Raw genomic sequence first — 13,343 nt, 5'->3', positions numbered from 1 at the left:
GTTTACCAGCGGCGCTCGAAGCGACGACGCAAGAGGATGGCGCCCATGTTCATGACGATCAGGAACAGGAGCAGGACGATGATGGCACCCGAAGTACGTTCCACGAAGGCACGTTCGGCCTCGTTCGCCCACATATAGACCTGGACCGGCAGGGCCGTCGAGGGATCGAGCGGCGTCGTCGGCGCATTGGCGACGAAGGCGACCATGCCGATCAGGAGCAGCGGCGCGGTTTCGCCGAGCGCATGCGCCAGCCCGATGATCGTGCCGGTGAGGATGCCGGGCATGGCGAGCGGCAGGACATGGTGGAACACCATCTGCATCTTCGAGGCGCCGAGGCCGAGGGCTGCGGCGCGGATCGACGGTGGCACGGCGCGCAGTGCGGCGCGGGTGGCGATGATGATCGTCGGCAGGGTCATCAGCGTCAGCACCAGGCCGCCGACCAGCGAGGCCGAGCGCGGCAGGCCGATGAAGTTGATGAAGACGGAAAGGCCGAGCAGACCGTAGACGATCGACGGGACGGCGGCGAGGTTGTTGATGTTGACCTCGATCAGGTCCGTCAGCCTGTTCTTCGGCGCGAACTCCTCGAGATAGATCGAGGCGGCAACCCCGATCGGCAGCGACAGCGCCAGCACGATCAGCATCAGGTAGAGCGAGCCGATCAGGGCGACGCCGAGGCCGGCAGCCTCCGGACGGCTGGAGTTGCCGTTGACGAACAAGCCGGTATTGAACTGCTTCTGGAGAGCGCCGCTCGCCTTCAGCTGGTTCATCCAGGTCACCTGCTTATCGTTGACCTTGCGGTTCTTCTCATCGACGGTGAGATCGATCTGGCCCTTGTTGGCGCTGTCGATATTGGCGTCGGCGAGCAGCGAGACATTGACCGTCTTGCCGATCAGCGAGGGATCGGCGACGACCATGTCGCGCAGCTGGATCGGCGCACTCTTGGAAAGCATGGCGGATGCATCGCGCACGTTAGGCTTGCTTGAGGCATTGATATTCAGCTGTTTGACGATCGCGTCGCGCAGCAGAACCGGGTAATTGGCGGTGATCAGCACCGAAGGGTCGGTCGCACGCTTGTTGCTGGGGTCGATCGTCTTCTCGGAGAATTCGATCGGCAGGGTGATCGCCGTCTGCTGGAAAGCGGTGTAGCCCTTGCCGATCACCGTCCACAGCAGAATGAAGAGGAAGACGAGACCGAAGGTGATAGCGGCGATGCCATAGGCCTGGAAGCGGCGCTCGGCGGCGTAGCGGCGCTTGATGCCGATATCGCGGCGGGCGGGCGCCTTGGAAACGGTAACACCTTGGGTGGGAGAAACAATATCCGTCATTCGTACTGCTCCCGGTATTTGCGCACGATGTAGAGCGCGTAGATATTGAGGCAAAGCGTGATGCAGAACAGGGTGATGCCGAGGGCAAAGGCAACCAGCGTCTGCGGCGAGGTGAACTCGAGGTCGCCCGTCAGCTGGTTGACAATCTTGACGGTCACCGTCGTCATCGGCTCGAAGGGGTTGATCTGAATGCGGGCGGCGACACCGGCGGCCAGCACGACGATCATGGTTTCGCCGATGGCGCGCGAGGCGGTCATCAGCAGCGCGCCGACGATGCCGGGAAGGGCTGCCGGCAGCACCACCTTCTTGATGGTTTCGGAGCGTGTGGCGCCGAGACCGAGCGAACCGTCACGCAGGGCCCGCGGCACGGCGGTGATGATGTCGTCCGACAGCGAGGAGACGTAGGGGATCAGCATGATGCCCATGACGATGCCGGCCGTCAGAACACTCTGCGCCTGGATGAAGTTCGAATAGTTGCCGGAGAGCAGGCCGCTGATCTGCGCCGAGAAATCGCGCAGGAACGGACCGACGGTGACGAGGGCGAAGAAGCCGTAGACGATCGTCGGAATGCCGGCCAGCACTTCGAGAAGCGGCTTGGCGACCCCGCGCAGCTTCGGCGAGGCGTACTCGGCCATGTAGATGGCGGCAAAGAGCCCAACCGGCACTGCGACCAGCATGGCGACCAAGCCGATGTAGAGCGTGCCGAGCAACAGCGGGATCAGGCCGAACTGGCCGAAGGAGGAGCTGCCGGCGCCGGCAAAGCGCGGATCCCAGACCGTGCCGAAGAAGAACTCGCCGGCGGGAACGACGGCAAAGAAGCGCGTGGCTTCCGACAGCATCGACAGCACGATGCCGACGGTCGTCAGGATGGCGATCGAGGAGGCGAGCAGCAAGCCCCAGAGCATGACGCGCTCGACGCGATTGCGGGCGCGGAAGCGGGGCGCAATGGCACGCAGCGCGTAGAAGGCGCCGGCAACGGCCAGAATGAAGACGACCGCGGTCATGGCCATGCGGCTCGTCAGGCTCATGGCGTTGAGTTTCTTGGCGGCCTCGACCATGTAAGGCTGCGGCTGGCCGGCGAGCGGCACACCCTTCTCACTGAGTTTGGCCTGCAGGGCGGCCGGATCGTTTGCGACCGCGGCGGCTTCGTCGGAAGTCAGCATCGTCAGGCCGCGCGCGATCGTCGCCACCATCGAATAGCTCAGATCCTGCTCGACTGCGGCCTGGGCCTTGACGTCGGCGGGGAAAGTGCCGCGCACCGAGGACTGAATGATACCGGGGCTGACCGAGAGCCAGACGCAGAGAACGATGAGGGCCGGAAGAACGGCCCAGATCGCGGCATAGGCGCCGTAATAGGCCGGCCGGGAATGCAGTGCGGAGGACCTGCCTCCGGCAAGGGCCGTGGCACGGCTGCGCGCGACCAGATAGGCGGCGGCGCCGATCACCACAAGGCACAGAAGTATGACGGATGTGCTCATTCGTTACGTCCCCAGGCCCGTGGCCCCCAAAAAAGCGCGGCGGCTTCAACAGCCTGCCTTCGGCTTCCAATCATGGAGAAGGAATTCAACCCTGCAGCGGAAAGACCGGCACGCAGGGACATAAACGATGCCGGCGCGGTGTTTGAAGCACCGCGCCGGCAAAGTCATTACATAGCCTTACCGGCTTCGACGTCCTTGCGGATCGCATCGCGCTCGGCATCCGGAGCGGCAACGAGGCCGTATTCAGCCAGCGGGCCGTCGGGGCCGATCATCTGGTCGGATACGAAGAAGTTGACATATTCCTTCAGGCCCGGAACGGCGCCGAGATGTGCCTTCTTGACGTAGAAGAACAGCGGGCGGGAAACCGGATAGGTGCCGTTGGCGATCGTTTCGGTGGACGGAACGATACCGTTCACGCTGGCGACCTTCAGCTTGTCGGCGTTGTTTTCATAGAAGGAAAGGCCGAATACGCCGACGCCGGTCTTGTTGGCGGCGATGCGAGCCAGGGTTTCCGGATAGTCGCCGTCGATGTCGACGGCAGCGCCGTCCTTGCGGACTGCGACGCAAGCCTTGCCCTGGGCAGCCTTGTCGGAGATTTCCTTGGCGATGACGTCGAGGGCGCCGGAAGCCTTGCAGCCGGCGGCGAGAACGTTCTGTTCGAAGACTTCGCGGGTGCCGTGCTTTTCGCCCGGAATGTAGGCAGCGATATCAACAGCCGGGAGCTTCGGGTTGACTTCCGACCACTTCTTGTAGGGGTTGGCGACGAGCTTGCCGTCGACGACGACCTGGGCTGCAAGAGCCTTGTAGATGTCGGCCGGAACGTAAGCGACATCGGGGTTGGACGAGTCGGTTGCGAAGACGATGCCGTCATAACCGATCTTGACTTCCTGGATGTCGGTCACGCCGGCAGCCTTGCAGGCTTCGGCTTCGTTCTTGTTGATCGGACGCGAAGCGTTTGCGATGTCGATGGTGTCTTCACCAACGCCCTTGCAGAATTCCTTCAGACCAGCGCCCGTGCCGCCGGATTCGACGACCGGCGTCTTGAAGTTGGTGAAGGTCTCGCCGAAGGACTCGGCAACGATCTTGGCGTAAGGCAGGACGGTGGACGAACCAGCGATCTGGATCTGGTCGCGGGCGACGGCTGCGCCAGCGAAAGCAGCAGTTGCAGCGAGCGCGGCAACGGTGAGCTTGAAGGTGTTCATTAAAATCTCCCGCATTGGGCTTGTGTGAGTGCGGCCTAAAGAGGCCCCCGCAGTGCCATTTTTCATCGGCGGGACTCTCTTAGCGCTGTAAGCACCGTCCTTTTATGTCAAATCGGTGAAACATTTGTGACAGGTTAAGTTGTTGTCTTTAAATGATAAATTATACAGGATCCGACTGATTACGTCGGCGGATGGAAAAGCTCGGACCGCAGAGCGACTTAACGTTGTAAAACCTTCACAGATAGCCCGTTGGTTGCTGGATGCCCGCAACAAAGGCGAAAGGGGTGCGCCGCGACCTCTCGACTCCCTCTTCTCCCCAGCGGGGAGAAGGTGCCCGTAGGGCGGATGAGGGGGCCAGTGACGCAGATCCTTCCAATGAGCCTCATGCGAGTTTAGACTGCGCCAACATCGTCTCGACCATCGGCGTGTTGAATAGGTGAATTACTTAAAAAGGATGTCGGTGTGGCCCCCTCATCCGACCCTTCGGGCCACCTTCTCCCCGAGGGGAGAAGGGACATGCCGCAACCGTTCGATCCTCGTCCGGAAGGGACAACAAATATCAGAAGCGCACCGTAAAATCGGTCCCCTTGCCGACTTCGGACTTGACTATCAGCCGGGCGCGGTGGCGGGTCAGGATGTGTTTGACGATGGCGAGGCCGAGGCCGGTGCCTTTTTTCGAGCGGCTGTCCTCGATGCTGACGCGATAGAAGCGTTCCGTCAGACGCGGCACGTGCTCGGCCGGAATGCCCGGCCCCTTGTCAACGATGCTGACCTCCACCGGCCCGCCGGCGCCGTTCTTCAGCCAGACATCGACGATCTTGCCTTCCTGGCCGTATTTGCAGGCATTCTCCATCAGGTTCTCGAAAACCTGGACAAGCTCGTCGCGGTCTCCCAGCACCTCGACCTTGCCATCGGGCAGATGCAGGTTGATGTCGACGCCGACATCTCTGGCCAGCGGCACCAGCGAGTCGCGGACATGGCCGAGCAGCGGCACCAGATCGACCTTTTCATCCGGCGCGATGTGCGATTTCAGCTCCAGGCGGGAGAGCGACAAGAGGTCGTCGACCAGCCGGCTCATGCGGGTGGCCTGATCAAGCATGATGCCCAGGAACTGTGCCTGCGCCTTCTGATCGTTCCTCGCCGGCCCCTGGATGGTCTCGATGAAGCCGCGCAGCGAGGCAAGCGGCGTGCGCAGCTCATGGCTGGCATTGGCGACGAAATCCGAGCGCATGCGGTCGATGCGGCGGACCTCCGATATATCGCGGAAGGACAGGATGAAAAACCGCTCCGGCTCTCCGTCGGCCCGGAATTCGACAGGCGCGCTGCGGACGATATAGACGCGCTCGGACGGCAGCCGCTCGGCATGCTCGATCTGGTTCGGCGCATTGGTGGCGATGGTTTCGCGCACCATATCGAGCACGCCGGGCGAGCGCAGCCGGGCCGATATGTGGGCGCCGAGCGCCACCTCGCCGAAGGCCTTTTCGGCGGCGCGGTTCTGGAACAGCACCGAAGCGTCGTCCGACAGCACCATGACGGGAATATCGAGGCCGGCGAGCGTGGCGGAAATCTCAGGCAGGCGGCTCGGCGGCGTTTCCGGCCCCGCCTCCACCGGCTCGACGGGTTCCGCCTTGAGGACCGGCGCCTCATTGAACAGCGCGGTCAAGATCATGACGAGCAGGAGAACGAGCACGACCCACTTGTTCATCCCGGCGGCAAGGGCGGCTAGCGCGCTGAGGATGGCCGCAAGCAGTACCGGCCGTTCACGCCGGATGCGCGCCAGCAGGCTTTTTCTCCAGGGGGTTTCGTCTTGCAACTGGGCCTCGCGGCGTCGATTCGTTTTTCTTTATATTGAACTCTGCCTGATAGCGGCAATTCATGACAGAAGTTTTCGGCTGGCGCCGCTCAAGCGAAAGACTGCAGCGCAAGCTTCAAGAAAAATCACCGGCCAAAAGCGAAAGATTTGATTTTCAACGGCAAATATGTTCGCCTGCGGCCAGAGGACCACCAGCGCAGGAGGAGCATATGGGCGAGGCTGTCGAAAGCAGGGCCGTGGAGCTCGATATCCGCGGCAAGAAGCGCATCTTCGACGTCGACGATCCGGTCCTGCCGGACTGGGTGGACGACCACGCGCTGGAATCCGGCGAATTTCCCTACAAGAAGAAACTCAACGAGGAGGATTATCTGGAGCAGCTCACAAAACTGCAGGTCGAACTCGTCAAGGTGCAGTTCTGGCTGCAGGCGACCGGCAAGCGGGTGATGGCGCTGTTCGAGGGGCGCGACGCGGCAGGCAAGGGCGGCGCGATCTCGGCCTCCTCCGCACATATGAACCCGCGCCTTGCCCGCGTCGTCGCGCTCGCCAAGCCGACCGAGCGCGAGCAGGGGCAATGGTATTTCCAGCGTTATGTCGCACAGTTCCCGACCGCAGGCGAATTCGTGCTGTTCGACCGCTCCTGGTACAACCGCGCCGGCGTCGAGCCGGTCATGGGTTTCTGCACGCCGCAGCAATATGAAGGCTTCCTCAAACAGGCGCCGCAGCTCGAAAAGATCATTGCCCATGAGGGGATCTTCTTCTTCAAATTCTATCTCGATATCGGCCGCGAGATGCAGCTCAAGCGTTTCCACGATCGCAGGCACGATCCGCTGAAAGTCTGGAAGCTGTCGTCGATGGATGTCGCGGCGTTGACGAAATGGGCCGATTACAGCGAAAAACGCGACCGCATGCTGAGGGAAACCCATAGCGATTTCGCGCCATGGACTGTCATCCGCGCCAACGACAAGCGGCGTGCGCGTCTGCAGCTCATTCGTCACATGCTCAACAGGATGGACTATGACGGCAAGGATAAAGCGGCGCTCGGCGAGATCGATAAGGAGATCATCGGCTCGGGCCCCGGCTTCCTGAAATAGATCGCCTGCCGCGTCACTGCCCCGGCAGGATGCGGATGGCGAAGAGGTTGATGCCGCGCGCCTTGCCGTCGAGATCGCTGTTGATCACAAGGGTGCCCGGCGAATTCGGGGCGAGCGAGCGGTCGAACTTCACCTGCAGCAGCGCATCCGACTTCTCGCGCGTGACGCTGAAGCGATGGCGGGCGCAATTGCCCAGCGACTGGAAATCGCATTCGACTGTCACCTGCGTCGGCTCGTCGGTGGTCGATTGCAGCGTCAGCGCGATGGTCGAGGATTTGCCGGCAAGCTGCTGCAGCACAGAGGCGGGAACACTGACCGAAATATTGCCGTCAGCCGCACCGCTTTCGGAAATCAGGCGCACGGCAGGGCCGTCATTCTCGGTGATGTTTTCGGTGCGCGCCTGCGGGCCGCTCTTGATCTTGTCGGTCTCGTCGGGCTTGAACACCGGGATCCAATCGGCCGAAAAACTGTTCTGCGGATCGATGGTTACCGGCTGATCGGTATGGGTGGCGGCATTGCCGGCGCTGTCGTCGTTGCCGGTGAAATCCTCCGGCTGGGTGCTGGCCGGCGGATTGGCGACGCTGGTGTCGCGCTCGACCGCCGTCAGGAGCAGGCCCGACGTATAGGCCCACCAGGCGCCGATGCCGATGAAGGCGAGCAGCACGCACCAGACGAGAAGCCTCGAAAAGAACTTGCGCGGCTTGCGGCGGCCGGCCGCCCGCTCCGGACGGAAATCCATGTTGGCGGCGCGCTGGCCGCGCTGCAGCCGCTCGTCGCCAACCGGGGCGGCGGAGAGATGATCGGCAGTGCTCGCATGCACATCGTCGAGCCTCGACTCGTCGCTGCGGTGCATGATCACTTCGGGAGCACGGATTTCGCCGGCCGCCACCGGGCTGTCGATCAGGCTGTCGATATCGGCCACATCCCCTCGGTGAGCGGGCGGCGGCATATCGACAACAGGCGGCACCGGCACTTCCGGCGGTCTCTGGCGCGGGTGAAGACGGTCTCGCTCCTCGCTTTCGATGGCGTGGATGGTGGTTTCCAGGCGATGGCGATGATGGGCCACGGCCTCGGCATCGGTGATATCCTGCTTGCGCAGGCCGGCTTCCAGCGCCTGGCGGGCCGATTGGTAGATCCTCGCTCGAACCTCCGGATTGTCGCGATCGGCATTTTCGAGCGCTGTTCTGATGGCCGTTTCTAATCCGCTCACGTCAAGTCCTTCACTTCGAACCCGGCATCGAACTGCCGTCCCTGCCGTTCTCTATAAAAATTCGGTAGCGGCAAGCGCGGCAAACCGCAAGCCTTGCAGCCCCGTTAGCCGTTGATCGGCGGCGACAATCGCCAGCTTTCACGGCTTCCGGGCCTTGCCCTTTTCTTCATGCGCAGCTGATATATCGGGTCGAAATCGACGAAGGCATGGCGGCTGCTCTTTTATCGGCTTTTCTTCTCTGTTATGAGATTGACGTTTTCGTAAACGTCAATGCGAGCGGTGAACTATGGCCCTGCCCCCGATCCTCAAGGACAAACTCAGACTGCCGGTGATCGGCTCGCCGCTCTTCATCATCTCGCATCCGGCGCTGACCCTGGCGCAATGCAAGGCGGGCGTCATCGGCGCCTTTCCGGCGCTGAATGCCCGACCGGAAAGCCAGCTCGACGAATGGCTGGCCGAGATCACCGAGGAACTCGCCCGCCACGATGCCGGCCATCCGGAAAGGCCGGCAGCACCATTTGCCGTCAACCAGATCGTCCACATGTCGAACAAGCGGCTGGAGCATGATCTTACGCTCTGCGTCAAATACAAGGTGCCGATCGTCATCTCTTCCCTCGGTGCGGTGCCCGAAGTCAACGCCGCCGTGCATTCCTATGGCGGCATCGTGCTGCACGACATTATCAATAACCGCCACGCCCATTCGGCGATCCGCAAGGGCGCGGACGGGCTGATTGCGGTGGCCTCGGGCGCCGGCGGCCATGCCGGCACGCTGTCGCCCTTCGCGCTCGTCCAGGAAATCCGCGAATGGTTCGAAGGGCCGCTGCTGCTTGCCGGCGCGATCGCGACCGGCGGCGCCATTCTGGCGGCGCAAGCGATGGGCGCCGACATGGCCTATATCGGCTCGCCCTTCATCGCAACAGAGGAAGCGCGCGCCGCGCCCGCCTACAAGCAGGCGATCGTCGAAGGGGCAGCCAGCGACATCGTCTACTCCAACTATTTCACCGGCGTGCACGGCAACTATCTCAAGCCCTCGATCATCGCCGCCGGCATGGACCCCGACAACCTGCCCGTCGCCGACCCCTCGAAGATGGATTTCGAGCAAGCCACCGGCGGCGCCAAGGCCTGGAAGGACATATGGGGCAGCGGCCAGGGCATCGGCGCCGTCAAGGCGGTGGAGCCGGTGGCCAATGTCGTCGACCGGCTGGAGGCCGAATACAAGGCCGCCCGCACGCGGCTCGCGCTCTGAGGGTCTTCCACACCCTGCCCTCTTTTTTGCCAAAGGCATGACAGGGTGCTTGAAATCTTCAGACAATGCCTGTATCAGCGCCATGCAAATCGCAGGCCGCACGCTTCGGCCGCCAAATGCCGCTTTAGCTCAGTCGGTAGAGCACATCATTCGTAATGATGGGGTCACGTGTTCGAGTCACGTAAGCGGCACCATTTTTCTTCCATCGCATGCCAACAACCTCCATTATAAGCGTCTTTTAATATCCCGCCTTCACCTTTAGCTGCGTTTGGCCGCGCTGCGGGCAAGTTCCAACAAATGGTGGCTTGTACTCTCACACGGTCGGGCTGCTCCCTTCCTCAGCCGCGGCCGGATGTAGCGGCGCAGCCGCGGGAGGCACGTGGACAAGCCATACGGTGAGAATCGCGCCGGTTCTAGGCCGCCACCTGCCTCTGTTGTGTCAGACGCCTGCCGACCGACTGACCGGGCAGCTCGATGAATTTGTAGCCCATGAAGGACAAGACATAGACGACAGGGATGGTGACGATCAACGTCACCAGCCAGCGAGCGGGATTGCTGAGGTCGGTATTGCCGATCAGCCAAGCGATCACCGGCTGCATGATGAGCAGGTGAATGAGATAGGCCCCGAACGAAAGTTCCCCGAGGTTTCGGAAGAAGGTGTTGCCGAGCACCGAATTGACCGAGCGCGAATAATGGCCGGCGGAACCCGGGAAACGATCCGCGTGCACCAGGACAAAGAACAGCACCACGATCCCCACGCGCACAGTTTCGTGCAGCACAGTCACGTCGCCGCCGAGAGGGATGAGGACCAGCAGAGCCGAAATCGCGAAAGCGAGGTAAGCTCTGCCCTGCGACATCCACAATGCGCCCGCCAGCAGCATGCCGGCGGCGAAGATGTGCATTTTCATCGGCAGAAACGACGGCATCGGGAAGCGAAAGCCCAGATGATGGACCACCCAGGCGGCAATGACCGCCAGGCCGACGGTGACGAGCATGCCCTTCAGCCAGCCCAGCCGCCCGAGAACGATCATGATGAAGGGCAAAGCCGCATAGAACTGCATTTCCAGGCCGATGCTCCAATCGGGCAGCGCCGTACGGAAGGCGTGAGCCGGGGACAAGCCGAACAGGAAGGAGAGATGCATCAGGTAATTGGTCAGGCTATCGTCCAGATAGCGGGATGCGGCTTGCGGCGGATTGCCGTTGAACGCATCGATGACCATCCTTGCCTGATAAATCTCGGACCCGGCGATGAGCGCAATCACCAGCATGAGGTAATAGAGCGGTGCGATGCGGAAGAAGCGACGCGCCCAGAAGACCGCCCATGTTTGCGGGCTCTCCCATGGCTCCCTGCCCTTCCGCCGCTGATAGTGAAACACCATCAGGAAGCCGGAGAGCATGATGAACAGGTCGACCCCGAGCTCCGGATCTCCGATAATCGGCACCTTGAATCCCGTCAGGATATGCGCATGGCCGATCAGCACCCATAGCGCCGCCAAACCACGCAAACCATCCAGACATTCGATGCGTCTGCCGCCTTTCATCGCGTCCATGAGATACCTCTATCCATTCGTATCCGCGGGCAGGGTTAGCATCTTCGACGGCAACCGGATAGTGTTGAGCGGATTTTAATGCGCTGCGGCACAACTTGCGCGGGTCGACAGCCGATGAAGGCCGGGTGGCGTCAGGCGGTCCGTTGCGTCCTTTCGACGCGAAATATCGGACGGAACATGCCGCTCCCGAGCAGGTTTCCCCCTTGAGACAACAAGGATGGAGAAGACCATGTCCTGCAAACTCATCGCGATATCCCTCCTTTCGCTCGGTCTTGCCGGCTCGGCCCTGGCCCAGACGGCCGGTGGGGCGAATTCCAGCGGGCGGCTTTCGGTGGCGCCCATTATCGGCGGCTCGGGCAATACAGGCTCGGGTTCGGCTGGTACCGGCTCCGTCGGTACGGGGTCGACCGGCAGCGGTTCCATCGGCACCGATCCCGGCACGACAGGCAGCACCACCGGCAATGGCGGCGTCGATCTCAACAGCGGCCGCAGCACGATCAATCCGGGCGGCGTCAATCCGGATCTCCAGCAGACCCCGGGCTGCACCGACGGCAGCAGTTCGATGAGCGAGGCATGCCAGCGGTGAGAAATGGCGCCCCGCCCGCCTGCCGACAGAATGAAGGCCCGGCCGTGATGGCGCCGAACCTTCATTTCCGCCGCTGACGTCGCGCAAAATGACGGCGGCCCATGAGAATTGCTTTACCGGCCGGCGTTCCGGTCGTACAAGAACAGCCATCCCTCCGCACATGGCAATCGCCACACCCAGCCAGCCTGCCGATATCTCCGGCGTCCGCGGAGCACCCGAAGAGGACCGTCATGTCGAATGCAGCGCATCGCTCGAACCGTGTGCTTGTCGTCGCGACCATCATGGTGGCGACATTCATGGTCGCCATCGAGGCGACGATCGTGGCGACCGCAATGCCGCGCATTGTCGGGCAGCTCGGCGGCTTTTCCTATTACAGCTGGGTATTTTCGGCCTTCCTGCTGGCGCAGTCGACGACGACGGTCATCTACGGCAAGCTTTCGGATATTTTCGGACGCAAGCCGGTGTTGATCGGCGGCATCCTGATCTTCCTCGCCGGCTCTTTGCTCTGCGGCTTTGCCTGGTCGATGATGTCGCTGGTGCTGTTCCGGCTGCTGCAGGGGCTCGGCGCCGGCGCGATCCAGCCGGTGACGATGACGATCATCGGCGACCTCTTCAGGCTTGAGGAACGCGGCCGTGTGCAGGGGGCGATGGCGACGGTCTGGGCGACGTCGGCCGTCGTCGGGCCGCTTGCCGGCGGCATCATCGTCGACGCCTTTTCCTGGGCGTGGATCTTCTGGATCAACCTGCCGATCGGCATCATCTCGATCATCGCCTTCATGATTTTCCTGAAGGAGGAGGTCGCGCACAAGCAGGCGAGGATCGATTATCTCGGATCCGTGCTGTTTTCGATTTCGATCGTCGCCCTGCTGGTCATGCTGACGGAAACCGATGCGAGCGCCTGGATCCTGTTGTCGCTTTTCGCCGTCTTCGTGGTCTCGGGGTTGTTCTTCCTCGCCCAGGAGAGGCGGGCGGCGGAGCCGATCATTTCGATCGCCCTCTGGAGCCGCCGGCTGATCGCGACCAGCAATGCCGCCACCCTGCTTGCCGGCATGGCGCTGATCGGGCTTTCCACCATCCTGCCGATCTATGTGCAGGGCGTGCTCGGTCGCACCCCGATCGTCGCCGGATTCACGCTGACCATGCTCATCGTCGGCTGGCCCCTGGCGGTGATGCTCTCCAGCCGCTTTTACCGGGCGTTCGGCATTCGCCGCACGCTGCGCGTCGGCAGCCTGATGTTTCCGTTCGGCGCCTGCTTCCTGTTGTTCCTGACGCCTGAAAGCTCGCCGGTTCTTGCCGGCGCCGGCTCCTTTTTCATGGGCTTCGGCATGGGCCTGATCAGCCTGACGAGCATCGTGCTGGTGCAGGACAGCGTCGAATGGTCGATGCGCGGCAGCGCGACGGCCTCGATCATCTTCGCCCGCAGCCTGGGCAATACGCTCGGCGCGACCGTGCTCGGCGCCATTCTCAATGCCGGCATCGGCCATTATGCGAGCGGCGAAACGGCGGCAGCCCTTCATAAGGCGCTGAACCAGCCGACCGGGCTCTCGGCCCTCGCCGCCGATCCGGCGATCCGCAGCATCTTCGACGCCGCGCTGCACTGGAGCTTCTTGGGCGTGGTCGTCGTCGCGGTGCTGACCTTCTTCACCACCTGGCTGATCCCGGTCGGCCACCGCCAGACGCGCGAAGAGCCGGCGGTGGCAAGCGAGGCGGCCTCGCATTGATAAGGTTGCTCCTCAGGGGAAGCGCCTGGCAGTTTGTTGACAACGTCTCCTCCGTCATGCTCGGCCTTGTGCCGAGCATCAGAGCACCGCAATTGCTTGGCATGACTCATTTATTTTCAGA

The 13,343-nt window shown here is 62.4% G+C and carries 10 protein-coding genes and 1 tRNA gene; 5 read left to right on the top strand and 6 right to left on the bottom strand.

Features of this window, described 5'->3' with window-relative positions:
* Window positions 1-2: 2 nt before the first annotated feature.
* The 4 genes from pstA to phoR form a co-directional block, all read right to left on the bottom strand.
* Complete coding sequence (pstA, locus tag AMK00_RS02725) at window positions 3-1,325, bottom strand: phosphate ABC transporter permease PstA (protein WP_064800555.1); 1,323 nt, start codon at window positions 1,323-1,325, stop codon at window positions 3-5.
* Window positions 1,322-2,803 (bottom strand): phosphate ABC transporter permease subunit PstC, encoded by a 1,482-nt coding sequence (pstC, locus tag AMK00_RS02720; protein ID WP_064809525.1) that lies wholly within the window; start codon window positions 2,801-2,803, stop codon window positions 1,322-1,324. Before pstC ends, pstA begins: the two co-directional genes overlap by 4 nt.
* Before the next feature lie 167 nt (window positions 2,804-2,970).
* Window positions 2,971-4,005 (bottom strand): substrate-binding domain-containing protein, encoded by a 1,035-nt coding sequence (locus AMK00_RS02715; RefSeq protein ID WP_064800553.1) that lies wholly within the window; start codon window positions 4,003-4,005, stop codon window positions 2,971-2,973.
* A 559-nt stretch (window positions 4,006-4,564) separates the two neighbouring features.
* A complete protein-coding gene (gene phoR, locus AMK00_RS02710) occupies window positions 4,565-5,785 on the bottom strand; it encodes a phosphate regulon sensor histidine kinase PhoR (protein ID WP_064805877.1) in 1,221 nt (406 codons plus the stop codon).
* Between the two features lie 242 nt (window positions 5,786-6,027).
* Here phoR and ppk2 point away from each other — a divergent pair, with 242 nt between their 5' ends.
* On the top strand, window positions 6,028-6,909 hold the full coding sequence (gene ppk2, locus AMK00_RS02705) for a polyphosphate kinase 2 (RefSeq protein ID WP_064809524.1): 882 nt from the start codon (window positions 6,028-6,030) through the stop codon (window positions 6,907-6,909).
* Window positions 6,910-6,922: 13 nt separating this feature from the next.
* Here ppk2 and AMK00_RS02700 read toward each other — a convergent pair whose 3' ends face one another.
* Window positions 6,923-8,119 carry a hypothetical protein gene (locus AMK00_RS02700; RefSeq protein ID WP_064809523.1) on the bottom strand — a complete coding sequence of 399 codons (1,197 nt, stop codon included), beginning with the start codon at window positions 8,117-8,119 and terminating at the stop codon, window positions 6,923-6,925.
* Window positions 8,120-8,405: 286 nt separating this feature from the next.
* Here AMK00_RS02700 and AMK00_RS02695 point away from each other — a divergent pair, with 286 nt between their 5' ends.
* A complete protein-coding gene (locus AMK00_RS02695) occupies window positions 8,406-9,365 on the top strand; it encodes an NAD(P)H-dependent flavin oxidoreductase (protein WP_064809522.1) in 960 nt (319 codons plus the stop codon).
* A gap of 118 nt (window positions 9,366-9,483) precedes the next feature.
* A tRNA-Thr gene (locus AMK00_RS02690) sits at window positions 9,484-9,559 on the top strand.
* Window positions 9,560-9,778: 219 nt separating this feature from the next.
* Here AMK00_RS02690 and AMK00_RS02685 read toward each other — a convergent pair.
* On the bottom strand, window positions 9,779-10,915 hold the full coding sequence (locus AMK00_RS02685) for an acyltransferase family protein (RefSeq protein WP_064809520.1): 1,137 nt from the start codon (window positions 10,913-10,915) through the stop codon (window positions 9,779-9,781).
* A 229-nt stretch (window positions 10,916-11,144) separates the two neighbouring features.
* Between AMK00_RS02685 and AMK00_RS02680 the strand changes: the two genes are divergently transcribed.
* A complete protein-coding gene (locus tag AMK00_RS02680; RefSeq protein WP_064809518.1) occupies window positions 11,145-11,501 on the top strand; it encodes a hypothetical protein in 357 nt (118 codons plus the stop codon).
* A 230-nt stretch (window positions 11,502-11,731) separates the two neighbouring features.
* Window positions 11,732-13,222 (top strand): MDR family MFS transporter, encoded by a 1,491-nt coding sequence (locus AMK00_RS02675; RefSeq protein WP_064809513.1) that lies wholly within the window; start codon window positions 11,732-11,734, stop codon window positions 13,220-13,222.
* Window positions 13,223-13,343 lie beyond the last annotated feature (121 nt).

It is taken from the genome of Rhizobium sp. N621, assembly GCF_001664325.1.
GTDB classification, from domain to species: Bacteria; Pseudomonadota; Alphaproteobacteria; order Rhizobiales; family Rhizobiaceae; genus Rhizobium; species Rhizobium esperanzae.
Note: the sequence above shows the minus strand (reverse complement) of the source record. Positions and strands in the feature narration are given on the sequence as shown.

Coding starts and splice junctions, on each gene's coding strand:
- pstA (WP_064800555.1), bottom strand. CDS start 1,325: ATGACGGATATTGTTTCTCCCACCCAAGGTGTTACCGTTTCCAAGGCG.
- pstC (WP_064809525.1), bottom strand. CDS start 2,803: ATGAGCACATCCGTCATACTTCTGTGCCTTGTGGTGATCGGCGCCGCC.
- AMK00_RS02715 (WP_064800553.1), bottom strand. CDS start 4,005: ATGAACACCTTCAAGCTCACCGTTGCCGCGCTCGCTGCAACTGCTGCT.
- ppk2 (WP_064809524.1), top strand. CDS start 6,028: ATGGGCGAGGCTGTCGAAAGCAGGGCCGTGGAGCTCGATATCCGCGGC.
- AMK00_RS02695 (WP_064809522.1), top strand. CDS start 8,406: ATGGCCCTGCCCCCGATCCTCAAGGACAAACTCAGACTGCCGGTGATC.
- AMK00_RS02685 (WP_064809520.1), bottom strand. CDS start 10,915: ATGGACGCGATGAAAGGCGGCAGACGCATCGAATGTCTGGATGGTTTG.
- AMK00_RS02680 (WP_064809518.1), top strand. CDS start 11,145: ATGTCCTGCAAACTCATCGCGATATCCCTCCTTTCGCTCGGTCTTGCC.
- AMK00_RS02675 (WP_064809513.1), top strand. CDS start 11,732: ATGTCGAATGCAGCGCATCGCTCGAACCGTGTGCTTGTCGTCGCGACC.